This is a genomic window from Streptomyces sp. NPDC005574, from assembly GCF_040605435.1.
GTDB lineage: Bacteria > Actinomycetota > Actinomycetes > Streptomycetales > Streptomycetaceae > Streptomyces.
On the sequence record NZ_JBEXCW010000026.1, the window covers coordinates 77,345 to 101,204 of the forward strand.

General features: G+C 73.3%; 22 protein-coding genes. 10 read left to right on the plus strand and 12 right to left on the minus strand.

Annotated features, from left to right (window positions below; genetic code table 11):
- Positions 1–28 precede the first annotated feature (28 nt).
- From ABZT03_RS19125 to ABZT03_RS19145, 5 genes are all read right to left on the minus strand, one after another.
- Complete coding sequence (locus ABZT03_RS19125) at positions 29–856, minus strand: SAM-dependent methyltransferase (protein ID WP_356040806.1); 828 nt, start codon at positions 854–856, stop codon at positions 29–31.
- 239 nt (positions 857–1,095) lie between these two features.
- Positions 1,096–2,328, minus strand: a complete 1,233-nt coding sequence (locus ABZT03_RS19130) for an MFS transporter (protein WP_356040808.1) — start codon at positions 2,326–2,328, stop codon at positions 1,096–1,098.
- Entirely contained in the window at positions 2,321–3,613 is a 1,293-nt protein-coding gene (locus ABZT03_RS19135) for an ATP-grasp domain-containing protein (protein ID WP_356040810.1), read from the minus strand. The genes ABZT03_RS19130 and ABZT03_RS19135 overlap by 8 nt, the downstream gene beginning before the upstream one ends.
- A gap of 14 nt (positions 3,614–3,627) precedes the next feature.
- Positions 3,628–4,185, minus strand: coding sequence for an NADPH-dependent FMN reductase (locus ABZT03_RS19140; RefSeq protein WP_356040812.1), 558 nt, complete (start codon positions 4,183–4,185; stop codon positions 3,628–3,630).
- On the minus strand, positions 4,182–7,910 hold the full coding sequence (locus ABZT03_RS19145) for an ATP-grasp domain-containing protein (protein ID WP_356040813.1): 3,729 nt from the start codon (positions 7,908–7,910) through the stop codon (positions 4,182–4,184). Before ABZT03_RS19145 ends, ABZT03_RS19140 begins: the two co-directional genes overlap by 4 nt.
- A gap of 320 nt (positions 7,911–8,230) precedes the next feature.
- On the opposite strand from ABZT03_RS19145, the gene ABZT03_RS19150 reads away from it, so the two are divergent.
- The 9 genes from ABZT03_RS19150 to trxB all read left to right on the plus strand — a co-directional run bounded on the left by ABZT03_RS19150 (position 8,231) and on the right by trxB (position 18,144).
- Positions 8,231–10,114 carry a WD40 repeat domain-containing protein gene (locus ABZT03_RS19150; protein WP_356040815.1) on the plus strand — a complete coding sequence of 628 codons (1,884 nt, stop codon included), beginning with the start codon at positions 8,231–8,233 and terminating at the stop codon, positions 10,112–10,114.
- Positions 10,111–10,743 (plus strand): GTP cyclohydrolase II RibA, encoded by a 633-nt coding sequence (ribA, locus tag ABZT03_RS19155; RefSeq protein ID WP_356040817.1) that lies wholly within the window; start codon positions 10,111–10,113, stop codon positions 10,741–10,743. Before ABZT03_RS19150 ends, ribA begins: the two co-directional genes overlap by 4 nt.
- Complete coding sequence (locus tag ABZT03_RS19160; RefSeq protein WP_356040819.1) at positions 10,740–11,708, plus strand: SUMF1/EgtB/PvdO family nonheme iron enzyme; 969 nt, start codon at positions 10,740–10,742, stop codon at positions 11,706–11,708. The genes ribA and ABZT03_RS19160 overlap by 4 nt, the downstream gene beginning before the upstream one ends.
- Positions 11,705–12,796, plus strand: coding sequence for a pyridoxal-phosphate dependent enzyme (locus tag ABZT03_RS19165; RefSeq protein ID WP_356040821.1), 1,092 nt, complete (start codon positions 11,705–11,707; stop codon positions 12,794–12,796). The genes ABZT03_RS19160 and ABZT03_RS19165 overlap by 4 nt, the downstream gene beginning before the upstream one ends.
- Positions 12,780–13,484 (plus strand): class I SAM-dependent methyltransferase, encoded by a 705-nt coding sequence (locus tag ABZT03_RS19170; RefSeq protein WP_356040823.1) that lies wholly within the window; start codon positions 12,780–12,782, stop codon positions 13,482–13,484. The genes ABZT03_RS19165 and ABZT03_RS19170 overlap by 17 nt, the downstream gene beginning before the upstream one ends.
- A gap of 45 nt (positions 13,485–13,529) precedes the next feature.
- Positions 13,530–14,480 (plus strand): 2-oxoglutarate and iron-dependent oxygenase domain-containing protein, encoded by a 951-nt coding sequence (locus ABZT03_RS19175; protein WP_356040825.1) that lies wholly within the window; start codon positions 13,530–13,532, stop codon positions 14,478–14,480.
- Positions 14,481–14,788: 308 nt separating this feature from the next.
- Positions 14,789–15,475 (plus strand): serine O-acetyltransferase EpsC, encoded by a 687-nt coding sequence (gene epsC, locus ABZT03_RS19180; RefSeq protein WP_356040827.1) that lies wholly within the window; start codon positions 14,789–14,791, stop codon positions 15,473–15,475.
- Positions 15,476–15,601: 126 nt separating this feature from the next.
- On the plus strand, positions 15,602–17,125 hold the full coding sequence (locus tag ABZT03_RS19185; RefSeq protein WP_356040829.1) for an FAD-binding oxidoreductase: 1,524 nt from the start codon (positions 15,602–15,604) through the stop codon (positions 17,123–17,125).
- 68 nt (positions 17,126–17,193) lie between these two features.
- Positions 17,194–18,144 (plus strand): thioredoxin-disulfide reductase, encoded by a 951-nt coding sequence (trxB, locus tag ABZT03_RS19190; RefSeq protein ID WP_356040831.1) that lies wholly within the window; start codon positions 17,194–17,196, stop codon positions 18,142–18,144.
- A 108-nt stretch (positions 18,145–18,252) separates the two neighbouring features.
- Here trxB and ABZT03_RS19195 read toward each other — a convergent pair whose 3' ends face one another.
- The 4 genes from ABZT03_RS19195 to ABZT03_RS19210 form a co-directional block, all read right to left on the minus strand.
- Positions 18,253–18,954: a Sir2 family NAD-dependent protein deacetylase gene (locus ABZT03_RS19195; protein WP_356040832.1), complete on the minus strand. Its 702-nt coding sequence runs from the start codon at positions 18,952–18,954 to the stop codon at positions 18,253–18,255.
- A 71-nt stretch (positions 18,955–19,025) separates the two neighbouring features.
- Positions 19,026–19,694: a nucleotidyl transferase AbiEii/AbiGii toxin family protein gene (locus ABZT03_RS19200; protein ID WP_356040834.1), complete on the minus strand. Its 669-nt coding sequence runs from the start codon at positions 19,692–19,694 to the stop codon at positions 19,026–19,028.
- The gene (locus ABZT03_RS19205; RefSeq protein ID WP_356040836.1) at positions 19,691–19,873 is read right to left on the minus strand and encodes a hypothetical protein; all 183 of its coding nucleotides are present in this window, start codon (positions 19,871–19,873) and stop codon (positions 19,691–19,693) included. Before ABZT03_RS19205 ends, ABZT03_RS19200 begins: the two co-directional genes overlap by 4 nt.
- Before the next feature lie 430 nt (positions 19,874–20,303).
- Positions 20,304–21,242: a DMT family transporter gene (locus ABZT03_RS19210; protein WP_356040846.1), complete on the minus strand. Its 939-nt coding sequence runs from the start codon at positions 21,240–21,242 to the stop codon at positions 20,304–20,306.
- A gap of 81 nt (positions 21,243–21,323) precedes the next feature.
- Here ABZT03_RS19210 and ABZT03_RS19215 point away from each other — a divergent pair, with 81 nt between their 5' ends.
- Positions 21,324–22,241 (plus strand): LysR family transcriptional regulator, encoded by a 918-nt coding sequence (locus ABZT03_RS19215; RefSeq protein WP_356040837.1) that lies wholly within the window; start codon positions 21,324–21,326, stop codon positions 22,239–22,241.
- A 163-nt stretch (positions 22,242–22,404) separates the two neighbouring features.
- On the opposite strand, the gene ABZT03_RS19220 is transcribed toward ABZT03_RS19215, so the two are convergent.
- From ABZT03_RS19220 to ABZT03_RS19230, 3 genes are all read right to left on the minus strand, one after another.
- Positions 22,405–22,782, minus strand: a complete 378-nt coding sequence (locus ABZT03_RS19220) for a fic family toxin-antitoxin system, toxin component (RefSeq protein WP_356040838.1) — start codon at positions 22,780–22,782, stop codon at positions 22,405–22,407.
- Positions 22,779–23,027 carry a hypothetical protein gene (locus tag ABZT03_RS19225; protein ID WP_356040840.1) on the minus strand — a complete coding sequence of 83 codons (249 nt, stop codon included), beginning with the start codon at positions 23,025–23,027 and terminating at the stop codon, positions 22,779–22,781. The genes ABZT03_RS19220 and ABZT03_RS19225 overlap by 4 nt, the downstream gene beginning before the upstream one ends.
- A 269-nt stretch (positions 23,028–23,296) precedes the next feature.
- Positions 23,297–23,860, minus strand: a 564-nt coding sequence (locus tag ABZT03_RS19230) for a Sir2 family NAD-dependent protein deacetylase (RefSeq protein WP_356040842.1), incomplete at its 5' end; no start/stop codon positions are given.

The following is a 23,860-nucleotide window of genomic DNA, read 5'->3' on the forward strand; positions in this document are numbered from 1 at the left end:
CGCGGGGGCGAGGGACGGCGGATCACGTTCACGCCTTCCGGGCGAGTCCGGCGGCGATGAGGTGTTCCCAGACCGTGAGCTCTCGTCGTCGGCCGCTGCTCCACGGGTTGTCGTTCTCCTCGGGGCGCCACAGGGACGCGGGGACGATGCCGGGGTCGAGGATCTCCAGGCCGTCCAGCAGGGAGGCGATCTCCGCGTCCGTGCGCCACCGGCCGCGGCCGAACGTCTGCTGGAGGACCTTCTCGGCCTCCGCGGTCTCCGGGTTGTCGCCGGAGCGGAAGTGGCTGACGAAGAAGTAGCTTCCGGAGGGGACGTTGTCGCGCCAGTAGCGGACGATGCCGGCCGGGTCCTCGTCGTCGTTGACGTGATGCAGGATGGCGCTGAGGATGACGGCGACGGGCCGGGTGAAGTCGATGACTTCGAGGGTGTCGGGGTGGGTGCGGACGCCTTCGGGGTCGCGCACGTCGACCGCGACGACGCGAGTGCGGTCGTTGTCCTCCAGCAGCGCGCGGCCGTGGACCAGCACCTGGAGGTCGATGTCGACGTAGACGACGCGGGACTCGGGAGCGTGGCGTTGCGCGACCTGGTGCACGTTGTCCGCGGTCGGCAGGCCACTGCCCAGGTCGATGAACTGCCGTATGCCGGTGGTCTTCGCGATCTCCCTGACCGCCCGGGTCAGGGCGGCGCGGTTGGCGAAGGCGATGGCCACCGAGCCGGGCAGGTCGCGCTTGAACACGTCGCCGATCTGACGGTCCACGGCGTAGTTGTCCTTGCCGCCGAGCAGGTAGTCGTAGACGCGGGCGATGCTGGGCTTGGCCGGGTCGATGGAGGAGCCTTCGTACGTCATGGCGGCCATTGTTCCCCCCAACCTCGCCTGCGCACCCCTGTTTTGGGGACCTCCGGCCCTCGGGCGGGGACAGGATGCCGGCAACCGGAGCTGAAGGAGCGCAGGCCGGTGCTCCTCCTGAGGCACGACGCAGAGGATCGGGTCCCGCCGGTCCGGACCGTGGTGGATCCGGCGGACGCCACCGCGGTCGTACCGATGCCTCCCACCGGCCGGTTGGGCATGGCGCCTCTTCTTCTCGCCGTACGCGCTCAGCCCGCGGTGACACCCTGCGGCCGGGCGGCCGGGGTCATGGCGCTGCGCGGCGGTGGTTCGGGCACGCGCAGGGCGAGCAGGCCAAGGAGGGCGAAGAACACCGCCCAGCCCACCCAGGCCCCACTCCAGCCGACGCTGACGCTGATCAGCGGCGGACCGATGACCGTCGTCGCCGCGAAGCCGAGGTTGAGGGCGGCGAGGTGGCTGGTCTTGTGGCCCGGGGGGATGTGCAGCAGCGCCGCCCCGGTGGTGCCCGCGGTGATCAGCAGTTCGCCCAGCGACAGCAGGACTGCCGCCACGACGACGACCAGCAGGTCCACACGGCCGCCGCCCAGCACCGTCAGCGGCACCGCCAGCGCGCCGAGTCCCGCCAGCAGACCCCCGCGGCACATCAGCGCCCTCGCCCGCGTCAGCCGGTCCGAGCCCCGGCTCAGCCGTACCTGCAACGCCACCACGACCGCCGTGTTCAGCAACTGGATCAGCGTCACCGTCCACGACGGCGCCTGGGTGCGCTGCACGATCCACAGCGGCATCCCGATGCCCAGCAGCAGCGCGGACAGCGTGAACGCCCCGTAGAGGGTGGTGATGGCGAGGAAGGCGCGGTTGCGCAGGACGCGGGCGCGCCCGCCGCGCCGGGCGGTGGCGGGGGAGGTGGGGAAGCCGCGGCAGATCACCGCGCAGCACAAGAACAGTGCGGCGGAGGCGATCAGCACCGTCCGGTACGCCCACGCCTCGCCGGCGGCGATCGCCGCGCCGGTGGGCAGGGCGCCGGCGGCGAGGCCGGCGTTGCGCAGGGTCCGCAGCCGCGCCAGGGTGCCCACCGCCTGGGCGTCACCGGCCCGGCTGATCACCCCGGACTCGATCAGCGGACCGATGCCGCGGCTGAGCAGCCCGGCCACCGCCGCCGCGCCCAGGGCCTGACCGAAGGAGGAGACGGCCGCCATCGCGAGGAAGGCGGCGCAGCGGATGGTGAACAGGGCGGCCAGTACGGCCCGCACCCCGTGGCGTTCCGCGGTCCGCGCGATGGGCATGGCGCCCAGCAACGACGCCACGCCCGAGGTGCTGAGGACGATGCCGACCTGCTGGTTGCTCAGGTCGGCCGCGTGGGCGAAGAACAGCACCGACAGCGACAGATACATGCCCAGGCCCAGCGCGTCGCACAGGCCGACGGCGTAGAAGCGGCGCAGCCCCGCCGCGCCGGTCTTGGCCGCGGGAGGGGAGTCAGTCACGGTCGGCCCCCGTCGTCGCCCCGAAACCCGGCACCAGCCGGATGTCAAGGGCCCTTTCCACCCGCCGCATGACGTCCAGGGCCGCGTTTCGGTCGGCGGCTTTGACCAGGAAGCTGGCCAGGTGCATGCTGCGCTGCCGGCTGACGCGCTGTCCGGGCAGGAAGCGGGGGGAGACGTAGAGGAGTTCGGGGAAGGCGCGCAGCAGTTGGTCGGCGGGGGTCTGGGCGGCCAGCCGCCAGGAGCCGGCCGGGATGGGCAGAAACCGCAGCAGGGCGACCTGGTCGAAGGCGGGTCGCGCGGCCGGCTGCCGGCCCAGGGCGCTGCGGCCGATCTCGGCGGCGTAGTCGTAGCCGGCGGCCGCCTTGAACATGGTGGGCAGCGGCCCGCCGGCGCGCGCGTTGACCTCGATGACGCGCGGGCCCTGAGCGGTGAGCGCGATTTCGGTGTGGACGGCGCCGCTGGTCAGTCCGATGGCTCTGATCGCCTGGTCGGCGACGTCGATGACGGCCGCCTGGGTCGCCGGGTCCAGCCGGCTGGGCAGGACGGCGCCCTCCTCGACGTAGCCGTGTTCCAGCGGCAGCCGGTCGGAGATCGCCAGATGGTGGGCGCTGCCGCCGGCCAGCAGTGACTCCACACTGCAGTAGGCCGCGTATCCGCTGTCGCCGTCGGCCTCCAGCGCCAGCTGCTCCTCCAGCAGGTAGGCCTCGTCGGACTGCAGGAAGGCGGTCTTCTCGGCGCGCGCCACGGTGAAGGAGTGGATCAGTTCGGCGTAGGTGGACACCAGGCGCACGCCCTGGCTGCCGGCGCCCAGGGACGGCTTGAACACGCCGGGCAGTCCGACGCGGGCGGCGGCCGCCGCGAGGTCCCGCTCGCTGGTGATGATCTCGAAGCCGGGGCAGGGCACGCCGTGTTCGGCGAAGACCAGGCGCTGGCGGGCCTTGGACTGCGCGATGGCCACCGCTTCGGGCGGGTTGCCGGGCAGGCCCAGCCGGTCGGCGATCTGGGCCTGGGGGCGCAGCAGCAGTTCGGAGTAGGTCACCACGCCGTCCAGCGGCCGGCGCCCGTGCAGGGCGACGGCCGCGGTGACGGCCGCGTCCAGATCGGCCGCGTCCACGAACTCACCGCCCAGGTCGCGTTGTTGGAAGTCGGCGCGGATCTGGTCGGAGGGGTTCCAGGCGCTCACGTACACGACGCTGACGCTGTCGCTGACGGTCGAGAGCGAGTCGAGGGCCTCGGCAGGGGCGTGACCGCCGATCCCGGCGAGGAGCAGAAGATGGGAGCCCATGGTGGTGAGGCCTTTCAGCTGAGGACGGGGAAGGACGCGGGGGACGTCCGTGAGGTCACAAACGACAGGAGTTCGCCGGCCAGGACGTCCAGCCGGTGCTCCAGCAGGCGCAGCGGTGCTCCGGGGGTCAGGTCGGCGGCGGTGGTGGCGACATGGGTGGGCGCGGCCCACCCGCTGAGTGCCCGCACGACGGTGCGCAGCTGGTCGCAGGCGGTGCCGGCGCCGCGCGGTCCGCCGCCGGCGGCGATCAGACCGACCGGGCGGCCGGCCAGCGCGTCGCCGGTGAGGTGGTCCAGCGCGTTCTTCAGCAGCGCGCTGTAGGAGCCGTGGTAGACGGGTGTGGCCAGGACGACGGCGCCGGCGGCGGCGACGCGGGCGCGCAGCAGCGCGGTCTGGCTGCCGGGCGGCGGATCGTCGTAGTCCTCCAGCGCGTGCGCCCGGGGGAACTCGACGGCCAGATCGACCACTTCGAAACCGCCGCCGCCGGTCTGGCCGAGGCGTTCACCGGCGCGCGCCAAAACCTCCCGGGTCACCGAGTTCTTCGCGGCGCTGCCGAGGATGCCGAGGATCATGACGCGGCCTGCCGGCCGGCCGGGCCGGTGACCACCCGCACGCCGTGCTCGGCCAGCGCCAGCAGCCGGGTCAGCTCGGTGTGCGAGTCGTGGACGAAGACGTGGGTGCTGACGCCGGTGCCCGAGAACGACGAGGCGGGGACGGTGTCGCCGACGCGGGCGTGCACGCAGCGGGCGTGGGCGAGCGGGGCGACGGCCGAGTCGTCGTACTCCAGCAGCCGGCCGCCGCCGCAGTAGTGCACCGTCCAGCCCGCGTACGCGGCGACGGGCTCGCGCCGCCCGGCGAGGGGGTTCTCACCGGCGTCGGCGAGGAGCTTTGCGTGGCGCAGGTCGACGCCGTTGGTGGCACGGAACGCCTCGGTGACACCCGCGCCGCCGGGTCGCGCGGCGACCTCGCAGAACGTCAGGCCACCGGGCGTCACGAACGCCTCCAGGTGCAGCACGCCGGTGCGTACCTGCCAGGCGTCCACGACCTGCGCCAGCAGCCGGCCGGCCGCCGCCCGCACCGCCGGGTCGGCCACGGTCGCCGACGACAAGGGCCGGCCCTCCCGCAGCGCCATGGTGTCGCGTTCGTAGAGGGAGACGTTCCACACCGGTTCGCCCGCGCCGATCACGGCGTCGATGTGGCACATCGGGGCGTCGACGAACTCCTCGCACAGATGCGTGCCGGGGGTGAACTCCTCGGCCAGCCAGCGCTGGAGGTCCGGCCACGAGGAGAGCACCAGCACGCCCTGGGAGCCGGAGGCGGCCCTCGGTTTGAGGACGATCTTGCCGTAGCGGTCGAACAGGCCGGTCACGTCCTGGGGGCTGTGCGCCAGCAGCCCGTCGGCGCAGCGGATGCCGTGGCGGCGGGCGATGCGCTTCATGACGGCCTTGTCCACGAACCGCTCCACCTCCCCGGGGCGTTCGCCGGGGGTGCCCAGCAGCTGCCGCAGCCGGGCGGCGGGCTCCAGCAGCCGCTCGGACAGGGCGGCCACCCGGTGCACGGGGTGGCCCGCGTGCACGGCCAGGGCGAGCTGTTCGAGCGCGAAGCCGTCACCCAGGTCGGTGCGTACGGCCATGTCGGCCGGCCCGCTGGTGTCCGCGCAGCTCAGCACGCTCAGCCGGAAGCGGTCGGCCTCCAGGACGGGCGCGCCGTCCGGCAGGCTCCAGGTGGCGGGCCCCAGCCGGTCCAGCAGCAGGACGTGGGTGCGGGACTGGGGTGCGGTGCGCAGCACCAGCGAGCGCTCCAGGCGCCTCGCCGCCCGCTCGGCCTGCTCCCGGTCGGCGGCGACGACGGTGTGCCGCAGCCATACGGCGGGCCCGGCGCCGTCGTGGACGCGGCCGGCCGCGGTGAACACCTGCGCCCTGAACAGGCCCGGCAGGCCGCCCAGTTCACCGGTGGTGGGGGCGGCGATCACCCGCGCCCGGCCGGCGGGCGCCGGCAGCGAGCGCTGCACGGCGACCCTCTCCCGCAGTTCACCGCGCGGGGTGCGGCCGAGTGCTGTGTCGGCGACGGCGCAGACCAGGCTGCGGGTGTGCACGGCGTCGTGGAGGTCGATGGTCGCCGCGTCCAGCCCGGGCAGCAGCACGGGCGCCGCCCCGGCGGAGAAGCCGGCAGGCGAATCGGTGGCGCAGTCGCCGGGAAAACCGGTGGGTAAATCGGTGGGGGAGTCAGTGGGGAAATCGACGGGGGAGTCGCCGTCGGAGGCGCCAGGGGAATCGGTGGCGGAGTCGGTGGGGAAGAGGCAGCGCACCACCCCCTCCAGGCGGGCCTCGCGCACCGCGTGCACGGCCCGCCCGGTGAGCGCGGCGAGCCGCCGCCCGTCCAGGCCGGAGGGGCACACGCGGGCGTCGCCCCGCTCGTCGACGACGCTCAGGACGCGGACGTCACCGCCGTGTGCGGCCACCACCACGGTGTGCCCCGGCGGCGGGCCGCCGGCGGTGACCGGCGGCTGGGGGCCCTGCCGCAACTGCTGTGCGGCGGGGGAGGGGGAGAAGCTCAGGAGGGAGCGCACCGGCCGGGCCGCGTGCACCAGCCGGGCCGCGGCCCGGACAGCGGTGCCGGTGGACGCGCTGTGCCACATTCCGCGGTACTGCCGCCGCCACAGCGCCCGGGCCTCCTGCTCCCCGTCCGCCGCGCCGGTCCACACCACGCTGACCCGCGCGGAGACCGCCCCCAGCGCCGCCAGGATCCGCTCGGCGGGATCCTCACCCCCCAGCAGCACCAGCAGATGCTCGCCGCAGGGGGCGTCCTCGGGGGAGAGGCCCACCACCGCGCCGGGTTCGGCCGCGGTCGCCACTGAGCAGGCTCCGGCCGCCACTGCGTCGGCTCCGTCTACCGTTACCTCGGCTGCTTCAGCCGCGGTCGCCGCCACCTCGGCCACCGTCACCTCGGCTCCCGCCGCTTCGGCCACGGTTCCCGCCACCACCGCGGCACCCGCCACCGCCTCGGCTCCCGCCACCGCCGCGGCTCCGGCTTCCGCCACCGCCTCGGCTTCCGCCACCGTCCCGGCCTCAGCCGTCGCAGTGAGTTCCAGGGACCGCAGGATGCGCCCGGCGGCCTCGGCGGCCGACCGCGCGGCCTGTTCGCCGGTGCGGCCACGGGCCAGTACGTAGCCGAAGCGGTCATGGTTGGTGGCAAGGCCCGCCACCCGGTCGCCGGCACCCACACCGACGTACGTCTCCAGGACCTCGGGGGTCAGCGCGTCCACCGGCTTCCCGCCCCGCACGACCGCGTCGACCGGGCTGTACAGCTGGTGCAGGGCGACGACCGTCTCGGGCGGTCCGGCCTCCTCCACCCGCTCCCCGACGGCCAGCGCCACCAGGTCGCGGGTGAGGGAACGCCCCAGCGCCAGGGACATCTGACGGGCCACCACATGCCCGGCGACCCGCGCGTTGATCTCGATCAGCTCGGGCCCGGTCGGCGTCAGCAGCAGCTCGGCGTGGACGGCGGAGGAGCGGATGCCCAGCACCCGTACGACGTCCAGGACGAAGCCGCGGGCGGCGGCCTCCTGCTCGATGCGGGCGGGGAAGTGGCCGCCGAGCTCGGCGGCCTGGCCGGCCGGCGCGGGCAGCCGGGCGGCGAACCCGAGCAGCACGACCCGCTCGCCCTGCACCAGCAGCTCCGCGCTGACGTGCCGGCCCACCGCGTACTCCTCCACCAGCGCCCGCGGCCGTGCACCGTCGCGGCCGTCGGACGCGCCCAGGACCTGGGCGAGGGCGCGGGCGGCGTCCGCCCGGCTCCAGGCGATGCTCACCCCCACCGACCAGCCGCCCGCGGTGGGCTTCACCACCACGGGCAGCCCGATCTCCTCCACCGCCGCCAGCCCCTCGGCCTCGGTGGCGGCCACCCGCCAGCGCAGCGAACCGACCCCCTGCTCGGCCAGGCGGGCGCGGACGGCGGCCTTGTCGCCCAGGATCCGCGCCGCGGCCGGCGATTCATGGGGCACGCCCAGATCCCGGGCGAGTTCGGCGACGGCGAACGGATACACCTCGTCGCGGCAGATCACCCCGTCCGGCGGATTCGCCCCGAGCCGGCCGCGCAGCCGCCCGGCGAGATCACCGGCGGCAAGACGGGGAACCTCCAGGATGCGTGCGGCGCGCGAGGACAGCTCGAATCCCGGCTTTCCCCGATAGGCGTCCAGGTTCGCGGTGACAAAGCTCACCTCGATTCCCGAGTCCGCCATCTCCGCGACCATGTCGAATCCGCGGACGGACGTCGTCTCGACCAAAACTATGTGCACGCCGCTCAGCTCCCTGGCCTCATCCTGCGTTCCGCGTCAGCGTCCGCCCACCACGCCGGAGCCTCAAGGAGCACCGGGTTAATGGGTCAAGTAGCCCGCCCCGCGCGCCGATTGCACGATCACAGACCCTGTGGTCAACACGGCGGCCCGAATACCGGAAGTTGCCAGATTGCGGGCCGGCCACTCGCCACACCCCGGCCCTCCCGCCTAACTTCGGCGCTCGGCGAACCCGATAGCCCAGAGATTTCGAAAAGCCGCAGAAAAACGAAAGACCAAGCGGCCCGAAAAACCTGGACGACCCGAGAAAAGGACGAGACGGCGTGCGAACCATTGACCTTCCGGCCTACGGACCAGGCCATTCCGCCCCCCTCACCCATGTGGGATTCCGGCCCGACGGACAGCGCCTGGCCACCAGTTCCTACGACGGCACCGTGATCGTCTGGGACACCGCCGACCCCTCTCGTCCCACCCCGCTGGCCCGGCTGCGCCACCGCCGCCTGGTCAACGCCTCCGCCTGGAACCCCGTCGACCCCGAGGTGCTGGCCACCGCGTCGGCCGACAAGACGGTGGCGATCTGGCGGGTCGGCGACGACGGCGACTCCCGTCTGCACACCGTGCTGGCCCGGCACACCGACGACATCAACTCGGTGGCCTGGCTGCCCGACGGCGAACGGCTCATCTGCGTCTCCGAGGACGGCCGCGCCACCCTGTGGTCGGCCGCCGACGGCGTCTTCCTCGCCGAGGTCGCCTCCCACGAGGCGCACTGCATGATGGTGTCGGTCAGCGCCCAGGGCCTGGTGGCCACCGTCGGCGAGGACGGTGTGGTCGCCGTCCACGACCCCGACCGGCCGACCGCGGGCGTCACCCGCCGCTACGACTCCTCCATCGAGGGCTGCGCCTGGTCCCACTCCGGCCGGATGCTGGCCGTCGCCCGCGACGACGGCGCCGTCGACCTGCTCACCGCCGGCCTGGAGGTGGTGCGCACGGTGGCGGTGTCCACCGCGGCGGCCCGCGCGGTCGCCTGGGCCGGCGACGACTCCTCCTTCGTCGTCGGCGCCTACGACGGCGCCCTGCACCACTTCGACGCCGACGGCACCCGCCTGCACCACCTCCAGGACCGCCGGCTGTGGCCGCGCTCGGTCGACATCGCCCACCACCTCCTCGCGGCGGGGAGCTTCTGGAACGGCCCGCACCTGTACGACCTGACGACCGGCGTCGAGATCACCGCCCCCGACCGGCCCACACACGGCCCCAACGCGCTCGCCCAGCACGGCGAGGAACTCCTCGTCGCCACCGACTCCGGCCTCGTCCTGGCCCTGCGGCCCGGCGCGTCGGGCCGCGGCCCGGCCCGCGTCATCGAGGTGGGCGAGGGGCCCGTGCTGTCCCTGGCGAGCGACGGTGACACCTTCTGGGCCGGCACCTACTCCGGGCACGTCCTGCGCCACGACGGCACCACCCTCACCACCAGCGCCTCGCTCGGCTCCCCGCTGCCCTCCCTCACCCTCCACGACGGCCACCTGGTGGCCGGCACCTACAACGGCGAGTTCCTCCTGCTCGACCCCGACACCCTCGCCGTACGCGAACGCATCGACGCCCACGACGGGTCGGTGAAGTCACTGACCGCCCTCGACGGCGGTTTCCTGTCCGCGGCCACCGACCGCACCGTCGAGGCGGGCGGCCCCCGCGGACGCGGCAGGCTGTGGGAACACGGCAACCTCGTCAACGCCGTCGCCGCCCTGGGCAGCGAAGCCGCCGCCAGCGCCTCACGCGACCACACCGTCAAAGCCGGCCGGCTCGTGCGCCTGCCCGACGGCACCTGGCGCGCCGAGCGGGTGCAGACCCTGCTGGGCCCCGACGAGTCCGTGAAGTGCGTGGCCCTGCTGGGCAGCGCGGACCATCCCGTCGTCCTGGCCGGCTCCTACGACTTCGGCCTGTACGCCTGGCACATCGACTGGGACGACTCGGCGGCCACCCTCGCCTCCGGCCACCTACTGGCGGAGTTCGCCCAGGGACTGTCCTGCATGCTCCGCCTCGCCGACGGCACCGTCGCCGTCGCCGGCTGGGACGGCCGCCTCGACCTCGTCGGCCTCGACCTCGCCGGCCGGCCCGCCGTACGCGGCTCGCTGCACCTGGCCGACCTGCTCACCACTTCCCCGGCGACCCCCATGTCCGCCGCACCCACGATAGAAGGCAGAGCAGCATGACCTCCCTCAGCACACTGCCGCAGGCCGCCTCGATCCGCGCCCGCGTGCCCATCACCCTGGAGCGCGCCGCCGGCCGCCCGGCCGAACTGGTCACCTTCCACGGCCTGCCCGACGCCCTGGAACACATCGCCTGCGTCCTGCCGCACACCCCGCACGCCGTGCCCCTGGTGCGGCTGCACAGCGAATGCCTGACCGGCGACGTGTTCGGCTCCGCCCGCTGCGACTGCGGACCCCAGCTCGACGAAGCCCTGACCGCGCTGGCCGACGAGGGCGGCGTCCTGCTCTACCTGCGCCAGGAGGGCCGCGGCATCGGCCTCTACAACAAGCTCGACACCTACGTCCTGCAGGACCAGGACATCGACACCTTCCGCGCCAACCGGATCATCGGCCGCGGCGAGGACGAGCGGGACTACCGGGCGGCCGCCGCCATGCTGCGCGCCCTGGGCCTGACCCGCATCCGGCTGCTGACCAACAACCCCGACAAGGTCGCCCAGCTGCGCCAGTGCGGCATCCGGGTCGAGGCCGTACTGCCCACCGCCGTCCACCTCACCCCGCACAACGTGCGCTACCTGTCGGCCAAGGCCACCAGCGGCCACACCCTGGCCCTGCTGAAGGAGGCGAGCGCGTGAACCTCGACGACGTCGCCCGCTGCCCGCACTTCCAGGAGCGCGCCGACCTCACCGACCCGGCCCGCGTCCACCCCGCTCCCGGCGAACACCCCCTCACCTCGGCCGACCGGCTGCGGCTGGCCGCCGCCGTCGAGGACGCCGGGCTGCCGCTGGCCGAACGGCTCGCCGCAGGCGGCATCCTGGCCCTGCTGGGCGATCCCCGCCTCACCGCCCGGCCCGCCGTCTGCTTCGTGCCCGGCGCCACCGTCGCCATCGGCCTGCCCGCCGAGGAGATCGGCTACGTCACCCGCGCCTGGGCCGGCCACGGCGTCCAGGAGTCCTGGATCGCCAAGGAATGCCCTGAACACCCCGTGACCCTGGCCGACTACTGGATCGCCCGCTACCCGGTGACCAACGGCGAATGGCACACCTTCCTCACCGACACCGGCCTCAAGGACCGCCCCTCCACCTGGTACCTCGGCGCCTACCCCTGGGAGCGCTCCAACCATCCCGTCGCCGGCGTCGACGCCGCCCACGCCGACCACTACGCCCGCTGGCTCAGCGACCGCACGGGCCACCCGTGGCGGCTGCCGTCGGAGGCGGAATGGGAGTACGCCGCCAAGGGCCCCGAGGGCCGCCCCTACCCGTGGGCGGGCGGCTTCGACCCGGACGCCGCCAACACCCGCGAGTCGGGCGTGCACACCACCACACCCGTCGGCGCGTTCCCGGCCGGCCAGGCCCCCTTCGGCGCCCACGACATGGGCGGCAACGTGGAGGAGTTCACCGCCGACGACTACGCCCCCTACCCGGGCGGCGAGCACATCACCGACCACCTCGTGGAGTCGATGGGCCGCTACCGGGTGGCCCGCGGCGGCAGCTTCGCCCGCTTCGGCGACCTCACCCGCACCCGCCGCCGGCACGGCGCCTTCCCCGGCCCCCTCTACCCCGTCGGATTCCGCCTGGCCACCAGCGAGCGCCCCTCATGACCGCACCCGCAGCCCCCGCCATGGCCGCACCCGCCGCCGCGTCTGCCTCCGCCGCGGGGCGGGCGCACATCACCCAGGTGCTGGCCGCCCGCCGCCCCAGCCGCGCCGACATCGAGGCGCCCTTCGCCCCGCTGGAGCGGCGCGCCCACCGCCTGCTGCCCGGCCTCGCCGACATCCGCCCCGCCATCGGCGCCACCCCGCTGGTGCCCGTGCCCAGCCGGGCCGGCCGCGGCACGGTGTGGCTGAAGGCGGAGGCCGCCAACCTGACCGGCACCGTCAAAGCCCGCACCGCCTACGCCCTGCTGTGCGCGGCCCTCGCCCGCGCCGGCACCCGCGACGTACGGCTGGTGGAGTACTCCGGCGGCTCCCTGGCCCTGGCCCTGGCCGACATGTGCTCCCACCTCGGCCTCGACCTGCACCTGGCCGTCCCGCACGGCGCGCCCGGCCACCTCGTCGAAACCCTGCGCCGCTACGACATCCCCGTCACACAGGGGCCCGAAGGCGGCGGCTTCCTCGGCGCGATGGACGAAGCCGTCCGTATCGCCGCCCGCGAACAACGCCACCTCCTGCTCCAGCACTGCGCCCCCGAGGCCGCCGCCGTACACCGCGAACACACCGGCCCGGAGATCACCGCCCGCCTCGCCCAGCAGGGCGTACGGCCCGTCGCGTTCGCCGCCGCGGTCGGCTCCGCCGGCACCCTCGTCGGCACCGCCCAGGCCCTGCGCACCCGCTGGCCCGGCTGCCGGCCGCTGGCCGTCTTCCCTGCCGAGGCACCCTACGGCGACCCGCGGGCCCCCACCGCCGAGCGCCGCATGAACGGCACCGGCGGGCTGGGCCACTGCCTCAAACAGCCCCTGCTGGCCCCCTACCAGGACGACTTCACCTTCACCACCGTCAGCTATCCGAAGGCGCTGGAGGCGATGCGGCGGCTGCGCCGCGGCCAGCAGATCGCCGTCTCCGCCAGCGCCGCGGGCGCCTGGCTGAGCGCCTCCCGCACCGTCGACCAAGGCCCGCGCGGCCGCCACGCCGTGGCCGTCGCCGCCGGCCGCGGAACAGCCGAGGAGTGGGCCCATGCCGCCGACCACTGACATCCCCACCGACCCCAACGACCGCAGTCCGCAGAGCACTTACTGCGACTACCGGCAGGTCGTCGCCGACTCCTTCCAGCACTGGTACGGCCGGGGCCGCGACTCGTGGACCGGCGCCGACACCAACACCCGGGTCACCGCCTTCGCCTGCGCCCAGGCACCCCCCGCGACCGGCCCGGCCCGCCGGCGCGTCCTGGACGTGGGCTGCGGACGCGGCCACCAGAGCGCCCAGCTCGCCGAACAACTCGACGCCGACCTCACCGCCCTGGACCTGCTGGACGTGTGGGACCCGCCACCGCCCGCCCGCGGCCGAGCCCGCTTCGTGCAGGGCGACTTCCTGGACTTCACCGGCGCCGACACCACGGGCCTGGACCTCCTCGTCGACAACGGCTGCCTGCACCACCAGCGCCGCACCGACTGGCCCGCCTGGGCCGCCCACGGCGCCCGCCTGCTGCGCCCCGGCGGCGTGGCGGTCGTCAGCGTCTTCCTCAGCCCGCACGGCGAGATCACCGAACTGCCCCTGGACGACGGCCGCCTGAACTGGTGGCTGACCGAGCAGGCCGTCACCGGCCTGTACACCGACGCCGGGCTCACCCCCGCCGACCGCCTGGTCATCGACCGGAACTTCCCCTACCAGGGCCACCGGCTCGCCTACCTGGCGCTGTCCTTCCGCAAGCCCCGGCCCTGAACACGATCCACCGTCGAACCCGTCCCCCTGTGAAAGGGACCGACCATGCTCAAGGAAATCGACCTGGAACGGCCCGGCGGCCGCGCACACCTGCGCGGCGCGCTGCGCGACGGGTTCTTCCTCGTCCGCAACACCGTTCCCGAAAGCCTCCTGGACGAGGCGTACGCCTTCCTGCACGCCTTCTTCGCCCTGGACGCCGACGCCAAGCACACCTGCCGCACACCCGGCAGCAACGGCCAGTCCGGCTACACACCCGCCCTGGTGGAGCACGCCGAGAAAGGCACGGTGGCGGACTGGAAGGAACTCTTCCACTGGGGTGCCCCGCTGCCCGCCCGCCACCCGCTGCGCCGGCGCTACCCGGCCCGCTACCCCGACCCCTACTTCCCCGACCACCTGGTTCCCGGCATCGGCTCCGCGCTGCGCGAACTGCACACCCGCATGGTGCGCTTCCAGCACGACGTGGTCCGCGCCCTGGCCGGCGCGCTGGGCGCCCACCCCGACTACTTCACCGACATGCTGGAGGACGGGCCCGTCGTCAACCGGGCCACCTGGTACCCGCCGATGGACCAGGCCCCCTCCACCCAGCACGTGTGGGCGGTGGAGCACCAGGACTTCGACCTCATCACCGCGCTGCCCCGGGCGACCGCCGCCGGCCTGGAAGTCCTCCTCGACGGGCAGTGGCTGGCCGTCGACGCACCCCCCGGCTACGCCGTCGTCAACGTCGGCATGGTCCTCGACCGGCTCACCAACGGCCTGGCCCGCGCCGCCGTCCACCGCGTCGTGGCCCGCCCCGGCACCCACGAAGGGCGCCTGTCCATCGTGCAGTTCTGCCACCCCACGCCCTGGACCACCCTGTCCCCGCTGCACATCCCGGACGCCGACAACGGCCCGCAGCGCTTCGCCACCCTCACCGCCGACGAACTCTTCCAGCGCACCATGTACCGCATCAGGCGCCTGGACACCCCGCCCGCCCTCACCCCCACGCCCGCCCGATGACCGCCCCCGGCCCCGCACCCCGCGAAAACCGTGTCCCCGGACCGCGTGAGAGCCGTACCCCCGTATCCGAGGGGTGTGCCCCCGCGTCCGGTGAGAGCCATGCGCCCGCCTCCCGCGACAGCCGTGTCCCCGGGCCGCGTGAGAGCCGTACTCCCGCACCCGGCGTGGGCCGTGTTCCCAGGCCGGGTGAGAGCCGTAGTCCCGCACCCGGCGTGAGCCGTACTCCCGTACCCGGCGTGGCCGGTATCCCCACGCCTGGGGTGGGCCGTAGTCCCGCACCCGGGGTGGGCCGTAGTCCCGCACCCGGGGTGGGCCGTGGCCCCGGGGCGGGTGAGAGCCGTGGCCCCGCCTCCCGCGCAGGGCGTGCACCCGCACCCCGTGGGGGCGGTGCCCCCGCCTTCCGCACGGGCCGTGGCGTCTCGCTGGCGCGGCTGATCGCCGAGGACCTCACGGCGGTCCTGGACCGCGACCCGTCCTGCTCCGGCCGGGCGGAGGCGCTGCTGCACGCAGGCTGGCAGGGCCTGGCCCTGCACCGGCTCGCCCACCGGCTCCACACGCGCGGGCGCCGGCTGGCCGCCGCCGCCCTGACCCGGCTGGCGCGGCTGGTGACCGGCATGGAGATCCACGCGGGCGCCCGCATCGGCCGGCGCGCCTTCATCGACCACGGGTTCGGCGTCGTCATCGGTGAGACCGCGGTCGTCGGTGACGACGTGACGCTGTACCACGGTGTCACCCTCGGCTCCCGCGGCTGGCTGCACGACAGCGCGGGCGGAGGCCGCCGCCACCCCGTCCTGGGCGACCGCGTCCTGATCGGTACCGGCGCCTCCGTCCTGGGCCCGGTCAGCGTGGGCGACGGCTGCCGCATCGCCGCCCACAGCCTGGTCCTGCACGACCTGCCGCCGACCCCGCAGCCCACCCGCCGGCCCACCTCGGACACCCCGGTACGGCCGCCCGCCGAGGCCCGCCCCGGCCCGCCGCGCGTGGGGCGGAGGTGACGAACTCCGCCCCGATTCCGCTCCGTTGCCGCCGTCCTCACGGATGCTGCACCTGACCCAACCGCCCCGTCCCGGCCCGCCGGGACACCCACGTCCCGTTCACGGACCAGACGGAGAGTGACCCACGTGCTCAGCAGACGCTCCCTCATACGGGCCTCGGCCGGTGCCACCGCCGCGACCGCCCTGACCGCCACCACCGGCGGCCTCGTGCTCGCCGCCACCGCCACCGCGGTGCCCTGGAACACCCTGCGCAGCACGCTCACCGGCCGCCTCGTCCTGCCCGCCGACACCGGCTACGACACCGCCCGGCAACTCCAGCTCGCCCAGTACGACGCCATCCACCCCCAGGCCGTCGCCTACTGCGCCACCGAGAGCGACGTCGCCGCCTGCGTGCGCTTCGCCCGGGACAACGCCCTGGCCACCGCCGTGCGCAGCGGCGGCCACAGCGCCGCCGGCTACTCCACCAGCCCCGGCCTGGTCATCGACGTCTCCCGCCTGGCCGCCGTCCGCGTCGACGGCGCCACCGTCCACCTCGGCCCCGGCAGCCAGGGCGTCGACGTCGTCACCACCCTGTCCGCCTACGGCGTCCAGGTCGCCGGCGGCACCTGCCCCACCGTCGCCATGGGCGGCTGGCTGCAGGGCGGCGGCCTGGGCTACACCTCCCGCAAGTACGGCATGGGCGCCGACCGCCTTGTCTCCGCCCGCGTCGTCCTGGCCGACGGCCGCACCGTCCGCGCCTCGGCCGGCGACAACCCCGACCTGTTCTGGGCGCTGCGCGGTGGTGGCGGCGGCAACTTCGGCATCGTCACCGACTACGAGGTCAAGCCCGTGCAGATCCCGGTGCTGACCCTCTTCAACCTCAACTTCCGCTACGCCGACGCCCTCCAGACCATCCTCGCCTGGCAGGACTGGATGGCCGCCGCGCCGCGTGAGCTCGCCTGCGAGCTGATGTTCCTGCACTCCACCGACGCCCCCGCCGGCACCGAGCCCACCGTCGTCCTCACCGGCGCCTACCAGGGTGCCAAGGCCGACTGCGACCGGCTCCTGGACCGCCTCACCACCGCCGCCGGCCGGCCCACCACCAGCAGCAGCAGCGAACTCCCGTACGCGCAGGCGATGATGCAGGTCTACGGCTGCGGCGACAAGACCGTCAGCGAATGCCACCGCATCGGCTTCACCCCCGAGGCCCAGCTGCCCCGCGACGCCCACACCACCCAGCGCAACCTGTACTTCGCCAGGCCCTGGACCCCCGCCGCAGCCCAGGCCGCCCTGGACGCCTTCACCGCCGATCCCGTCCCCGGCCAGTTCCGCTTCCTGGGCCTGTTCCCCTACGGCGGCCGCATCAACGACATCCCCGCCGCCGCCACCGCCTTCGTCCACCGCGGCGCCCTGTTCAACGCCGGCTACGCCGTCACCCTGCCCAGCGCCGACCCCGCCGCGCAGGACCGCGACCGGGCCCGCGCCTGGGTCGACAGCGCCCACACCACCATGGACGCCCACTCCAACCACGAGGCCTACCAGAACTACATGGACCCGGCCCTGTCCACGTGGCGCCAGGCCTACTACGGCCAGAACTACGCCCGCCTGCAGAGCGTGAAGCGGGCCTACGACCCCGACCGCTTCTTCCGCTTCGCGCAGGCCATCGACTGACCCCGCCGCCCCTCGCCGCCCCGCCGCATCGCCCCGTGCCGGCCCTGTCTCCGACCGAAGGACCCACCGTGACCCGCACCGACGACCACATACGTGACGTCATCATCATCGGCTCCGGCCCGGCCGGCTACACCGCGGCCCTCTACACCGCCCGCGCCCAGCTCAACCCGCTCGTCTTCGCCGGCTCCCTCCTGGTCGGCGGCGCCCTGACCACCACCACCGACGTGGAGAACTTCCCCGGCTTCCCCCAGGGCATCCAGGGCCCCGACCTGATGGACCACATGCGGGAGCAGGCCGAACGCTTCGGCGCCGAGATCATCGACGACGACATCACCGCCGTCGACCTCACCGGCGACACCAAGACCGTCACCGACTCCACCGGCACCCGCCACCACGCCCGCACCGTGATCGTCGCCACCGGCTCCCAGCACCGCAAGCTGAACCTGCCCCGCGAGGACGAACTCTCCGGCCGCGGCGTCTCCTCCTGCGCCACCTGCGACGGCTTCTTCTTCAAGGACCGCGACATCGCGGTCGTGGGCGGCGGCGACACGGCGATGGAGGAGGCCACCTTCCTCACCCGCTTCGCCCGCTCGGTCACCGTCGTCCACCGCCGCGACACCCTGCGCGCCTCGAAGATCATGCAGGAGCGGGCCACCACCAACCCGAAGATCAGCTTCGCGTTCGACAGCGAGGTCACCGCCATCCACGGCGAGGAGCGGCTCTCCTCGCTGACCCTGCGCGACACCCGCACCGGCGAACACCGCCCCCTCGCGGTCACGGGCCTGTTCGTCGCCATCGGCCACGACCCCCGCACCGACCTCTTCAAGGGCCAACTCGCCCTCGACGACGCCGGCTACCTCCGCGTGGACGCCCCCTCCACCCGCACCAGCCTCCCGGGCGTCTTCGCCGCCGGCGACGCCGTCGACCACACCTACCGCCAGGCCGTCACAGCCGCCGGCACCGGCTGCGCCGCAGCCCTGGACGCCGAACGCCACCTGTCCACCACCCGCACCATCTGACAGCGGCGACGAGTCACGGACCCAGGCGGCAGCCGTCCACGGGCCTGACGGCGACCGCGACCGCTCACGGCGTCGTCGGCTGTCCCCGGCGCCGGGGCGGGCGGGCCGTTACGGCGGTGCGGCCCGTTCCACGGGGACGCCGAGGCGGCCGGCCACGGCGGTGAGGACGGTTCCCAGGGGGAGCGCGACCCGGGTGTGGGCGTGCGGGTCGCCGCGGGTGGGGTCCCGGTTGACGATGACGACCGGTTTCCCGGCCTGGGCCGCCTGGCGGACGAACCGCAGCCCGGACATCACCGTCAGGGAGGAGCCCAGGACCAGCAGCGAGGACGCCTCGCCGACCAGGTCGCGGCAGTGCGCGACCCGCTGGGGCGGAACCGTCTCGCCGAAGAAGACGACGTCGGGCTTGAGGACGCCGCCGCAGCGCGTGCAGGCCACCACGGAAAAGTCGCCGACCTGGTCGTCGGTGAGGTCGGCGTCGCCGTCGGGGTTGATGCCCGCGGCCACCGGTGTGAAGCCCGCGTTGGCCGCCTCCAGTCGTCCGGCCAGTTCACGGCGCGAACTGCGCTGCCCGCAGTCCAGGCACACGATCCGGGCCAGGCTGCCGTGCAGTTCGACGACGTCCTCGCTGCCGGCGCCCTGGTGCAGGCCGTCGACGTTCTGGGTGATCACCCCCGCGAGCAGCCCGCGCCGCCCGAACGCGGCCTGCTGCGGCCCGCCGGGCCCGTCACCGTACTCACCGACTCGGCCGCCACCTCGGAGTCCGTGCTCGACGCTCTGCCCCGGCACGGCACCGCGCACTTCGTCTGCCACGGCCTGACCGACCCCCTCGACGGTTCAGCCGCGCCGAACTGTTGGCAGTGTCCTTCGTGTTGTGGACTGGCTCATGGTTCCGGGTCCTCCGCGGCTTGCAGACGTGCTGCGATGTCTGTGGCCCATTGCAGAGCCCACGTCCGCAGGGCATCGATCTGTTCGGGTCGAAGTCCGTAGTCCGCGTAGTCCTGGTCGTCCCACCATTCCGCGCCGGTGAGGCGGTCGTGGAGGTCTTCCAGGCTGAAGTCGTAGCGCGCGTGCCGTCGTCCGAGGTTTTCGAGGTCGGCTTGAGAGCGGTGCCGGGAGGCGGCGTGGACGTCGATGAGATCGCGGACAGCGCCTCTGTCCGCAAGCGCGCGCACTTTCGTTCCGATCACGTCGTCCAGTGACAGGACGAGGCCGTATTCGCCGGATGTCGGTGGGTGCCAGAAGACTTCTTTCAGGACGTCGACCTCGCACTGTTCGCTGGTGTCGGGGTCGGTAGCGAGGAGGCGGCCGGAGAGGGCTCCGATCTCGATCTCTGCCACCTGCCAACCTCGTGCGGTGAGTCCATCACTCACGGTGTGGATGATCTCCCCGACCGGCGCCGGGTTCTGGGTGGCTACGTCGATGTCCTGCGAGAGGCGATCGACCAGGCCGTGAGCCTGCACGGCATAGCCGCCGGTGATGACTAGGGGATACGGGCTGCCGATCGCCAGGACGTCACTCAGGAGGCGGCGGTGCAGTGGGGACAGGTTCACCTGGCGGCCGGGTCCTCGTTGGTGGGCAGTTCCGGGAAGCGGATCTCCCAGGCGTCGCGGAGAGGCCGGCCGATCAGCTTGCGAAGTACCGGCCACTGGGCGATGAGCAGGTCACGGTTGAGGAAGGCGACCAGGTCCTGGCGTTGTCCTTCGGTCAGTACGGTGCGGTACAGGCTCATGCATGAACGCGGTCGGCCGAGGCCATAGGAGCGACGGCCGGACCAGACGACGTGCAACGGCAGGTCCACTGTGCCGGATACCGGACCGGCGAGTTCTTCCAACGCCATGGGGAGCCGACGCGTGTACTGCTCGCGAAGCAGCTCGAATGTGCTGGGTGCCGGGGACTGAGAGGACGCGGCCATGCCGTTCAGTATCGTCGGTGGAGGACCGTGGTGACCACATCATCTGCATGTCGCCGCCTGTCAGCGATCGCACCCGGTACCGGTGAGATTGGCTCGCTCGGCGGTCACGGCCTGCGGATCGGCGGGCCGTTGACCTTGTCGAAGTCGGCGACCAATTCAGCGAGGGTGCCACGCTCGATCTGCCGCTGTGCGGAGCGAGCCGCGGCAGTGACCGTCCTATCGCCCCGCAGGCAGCCTCAACGCCAGATCAGACGCCGGCAGGCGCCGTTGCCCGGCCGGGAGTCTGCTCATTGGTGAGGGCGCGGTGGACGCGTTCGATGTTCTGCCCCCAGTACGTTCCGGTGACCATGAGCGCCGCCCCGAGGCCGGCGAAGGCGGTGAACTTCTCGCCGCCGACGCTGACGCCGACCGTGACCGCCCAGACCGGTTCGGTGCCCAGCAGCAGACTGGCCCGGCTCGCCGAGCTGTTCTGCACCGCCCAGGTCTGGGCAAGGAAGGCGAACACACTGCAGAACAGCGCGAGGTAGACGAGCTGGCCCCAGACCGGGGCATCGACCCGGGGCAGCGTCGACAGGCCGTGCGCGGCGGGCACGACGAACAGCGCCGAGCCGACAACCGTCTGGACGGCCGTGAGCTGCAGCGGCCGCACCATACGGCCCTTGGTCAGCCGTCCGACGAGGACGACGTGCCCCGCGCGCACCACCGCGGCGACGAGGATCAACAGGTCACCGATGCGGGGGTGGTGGAAGCCGCTGCCGAACATGAGCAGCGTGACGGCCAGCAGGCACACGCCCGTGGCGGCGAAGAAGCGCAGGGGCAGCCGGCCCGTGCCCGCCGTACGGTCCAGCAGCGGGGTGAGCACGATGGTGAGGCTGATGATCAGGCCGGCATTGGCCGCGCTCGTGTGCGCGACGCCGTACGTCTCCAGCACCAGGACAGCCGCCTGCGTGAGCCCCAGCAACCCCCCGACCTGAACCTCGTCCCGCGTGAACCGCAACGTGAACCGCCCCCTGTGGCGGCGAGCAGCGACGAGGGCGAGGCAGGCGATCGCGGAGATCGCATACCGCGCGAACAGCACCATGAGGACGGGCAGGGCGTGGGTGGCCGTCTGGGCGGCCAGGTAGCTGGAGCCCCAGACGACGGCGACAAGGAGAAGCACTGCGTCAGTGCGGCGGGCGTAGAACACGCGCCCACCCTGCACGGCCCCCGACGCTGAAGCCAAGAGCAACTTCCTTCAGAAACCTTGAAGGATCACTACACTCCAGGCGTGAACGAACGGCAGTTGCAGATCCTGCGGGAACTCGGTGAGCTGGGAAGCGTCACCGCGACCGCCGAGGCGCTCTTGATGACACCCTCGGCAGTCTCCCAACAGCTACGGCTGCTGCAACGCTCGATCCCGGTCCCACTCACCGAACGTGAGGGACGGCGGTTGGTGCTCACCGATGCCGGGCAGGCCCTGGCCCGTGCGGCGATCGAGGTGGAGACCTCGCTGGCCAGAGCACGCAACACCATCGAGGAGTTCCTCGAGCAGCCGGACGCGGGTGTGTCGGTGGCGGCTTTCCACAGCGCGGCCGCCGCGTTCTTCCCCCTGCTGCTCCATCAGGCCGGCCCCGGAGGCCCGCGGCTCGCACTCGCCGACGAGGACGTCGCGCAAGACCAGTTCCCGCGGCTGACCCGGGACTACGACCTCGTGCTCGCCCATCATCTGGGCCAGACGCCGCCGTGGCCGGGCACGGTCATCGCGAGCACACTGCTGCGCGAACCTCTTGACGTCGCGCTGCCCGGCGGCCACCCCTTGGCGGCCAAACGACGCCTCACCCCGCGAGACGTCGCGGACCAACCCTGGATCACCGTTCACGACGGCTTCCCGCTGATGGCCACCATCGACGCCATCGCCGCCGCCGCGAACCGACCGCTCGACATCGTCCATCGCATCAACGACTTCGCGGTCGTCGCCGAGGCTGTGGCGGCCGGAGGCGGCCTGGCCCTGATGCCCCGTTGGACCACACGTCTGCACTCCGCGCTGGTCCTTCGGCCTCTCAGTGGCGTGCACGCCCGACGCCACATCGATGTGCTCCACCGCCCCGAACGGGCGGCACGACGAGCGGTACAGACAGTCCTCACGCAACTGCACCATGCGGCGGCAACGGTCCAAGGCCGCGACGTCCACACACCTGCGACCTGAAGGAACGTCGGGGGCGCCGTCACCCCTGCACCGGTTGGCCTTGCCTCGAGTGGGCCTGTGACCGCGCCGGAGCGTCCAGTCGACAGCGCCGGCGGGGAGAGCGCGCAGGGGCCCGGCGCCGTAGAAGCGCGTAGAAGCGGCGCCGGGCCTCACCGCACACTGCTCAGCCTCGGGCGGTCCAGCCCTTGATCTCCTCGGCGACCAGGCGCACGTCCAGGCCGTCACGGGCGATCCGCTCGGCAAGGTCCGCGGCCTCCTTGTGGTTCACCGTCACCACAAAACCGGACACCGTCAGGTATGAGGCGGCAACGACCGCTCCGAACAGCTCATTGGCGTACTCCAGCGCCGGACAGCGGATGAGCTGGTGCATGAGTGCGGCCGCCCGGTGGTGCACTTCGGCGTAGACGGGGGTGTCCATCACCTTGTCGGTGTGCCTGGCCACCGCAGCCTGAAGCGTCCCGAAGTCGGTGACGTCCGGATCGCCTGGAAGGCTGCGGTGTGCGAGGTCCAGCAGCCAGGCACGGTCGATGTGCAGGATCACGCGGCTTTCCCGCGCGTCTCGTGCTTGGCGGGCGCGGGATGGCCGAACCTTTCGGCGAAGTGGTCACCCCACTCCTCGGTGAAGTGCGCACCGGCGTTGAGGAACCGGTGGCGCAGGTCGTTGCCCTCGTCGGCGAGCACCGCGCGGGCGTAGTCGGGCACGTCCATGCCGGCCGCCTTCGCGCGTTCCTCGATGATGGCGTACACGTCTTCTTCCACCCGCACGTTGATCTGCTTCTTCGCCATGCCCCCAGCGTAGCGGCTTGTACATGCCGCTACAGCAGAACGGGTGCGGACCTCGGAGCCGGCCGTGCGTGAGCGAGTGTGAAGCGTTCACGCGGGCCGCCGGCCGTTGGTTCGCCGGTCCCCGGCCGTCCAGAAGTCCCCCAGGATCTCCCCACCAGGATCCGTGCCGGGCGCCGGGACTCGCCCGGCAGGCAGCCACAAACCTCCCCTGCAAAGCCCCCGTTGCGTGACTCCTGGGCTGCTTCCACGCGGTCCGGGCATGCAGGTCCTTACGGCAGCGAGGGGAGCGCGGCCCGTTCCACGGGGACGCCGAGGCGGCCGGCCACGGCGGTGAGGACGGTTCCCAGGGGGAGCGCGACCCGGGTGTGGGCGTGCGGGTCGCCGCGGGTGGGGTCCCGGTTGACGATGACGACCGGTTTCCCGGTCTGGGCCGCCTGGCGGACGAACCGCAGCCCGGACATCACCGTCAGGGAGGAGCCCAGGACCAGCAGGGAGGACGCCTGGCCGACCAGGTCGCGGCAGTGCGCGACCCGCTGGGGCGGAACCGTCTCGCCGAAGAAGACGACGTCGGGCTTGAGGACGCCGCCGCAGCGCGTGCAGGCCACCACGGAAAAGTCGCCGGCCTGGTCGTCGGTGAGGTCGGCGTCGCCGTCGGGGTTGATGCCCGCGGCCACCGGTGTGAAGCCCGCGTTGGCCGCCTCCAGCCGCCCGGCCAGTTCACGGCGCGAACTGCGCTGTCCGCAGTCCAGGCACACGATCCGGGCCAGGCTGCCGTGCAGTTCGACGACGTCCTCGCTGCCGGCGCCCTGGTGCAGGCCGTCGACGTTCTGGGT

What these genes read in the sequence shown, in the direction of transcription:
- ABZT03_RS19225 (WP_356040840.1), bottom strand. Translation starts at nt 23,027, where the DNA reads ATGGCGAAGAAGCAGATCAACGTGCGGGTGGAAGAAGACGTGTACGCC.
- ABZT03_RS19125 (WP_356040806.1), bottom strand. Translation starts at nt 856, where the DNA reads ATGGCCGCCATGACGTACGAAGGCTCCTCCATCGACCCGGCCAAGCCC.
- ABZT03_RS19205 (WP_356040836.1), bottom strand. Translation starts at nt 19,873, where the DNA reads ATGAGCCTGTACCGCACCGTACTGACCGAAGGACAACGCCAGGACCTG.
- ABZT03_RS19135 (WP_356040810.1), bottom strand. Translation starts at nt 3,613, where the DNA reads ATGGGCTCCCATCTTCTGCTCCTCGCCGGGATCGGCGGTCACGCCCCT.
- ABZT03_RS19165 (WP_356040821.1), top strand. Translation starts at nt 11,705, where the DNA reads ATGACCGCACCCGCAGCCCCCGCCATGGCCGCACCCGCCGCCGCGTCT.
- ribA (WP_356040817.1), top strand. Translation starts at nt 10,111, where the DNA reads ATGACCTCCCTCAGCACACTGCCGCAGGCCGCCTCGATCCGCGCCCGC.
- ABZT03_RS19170 (WP_356040823.1), top strand. Translation starts at nt 12,780, where the DNA reads ATGCCGCCGACCACTGACATCCCCACCGACCCCAACGACCGCAGTCCG.
- ABZT03_RS19140 (WP_356040812.1), bottom strand. Translation starts at nt 4,185, where the DNA reads ATGATCCTCGGCATCCTCGGCAGCGCCGCGAAGAACTCGGTGACCCGG.
- ABZT03_RS19175 (WP_356040825.1), top strand. Translation starts at nt 13,530, where the DNA reads ATGCTCAAGGAAATCGACCTGGAACGGCCCGGCGGCCGCGCACACCTG.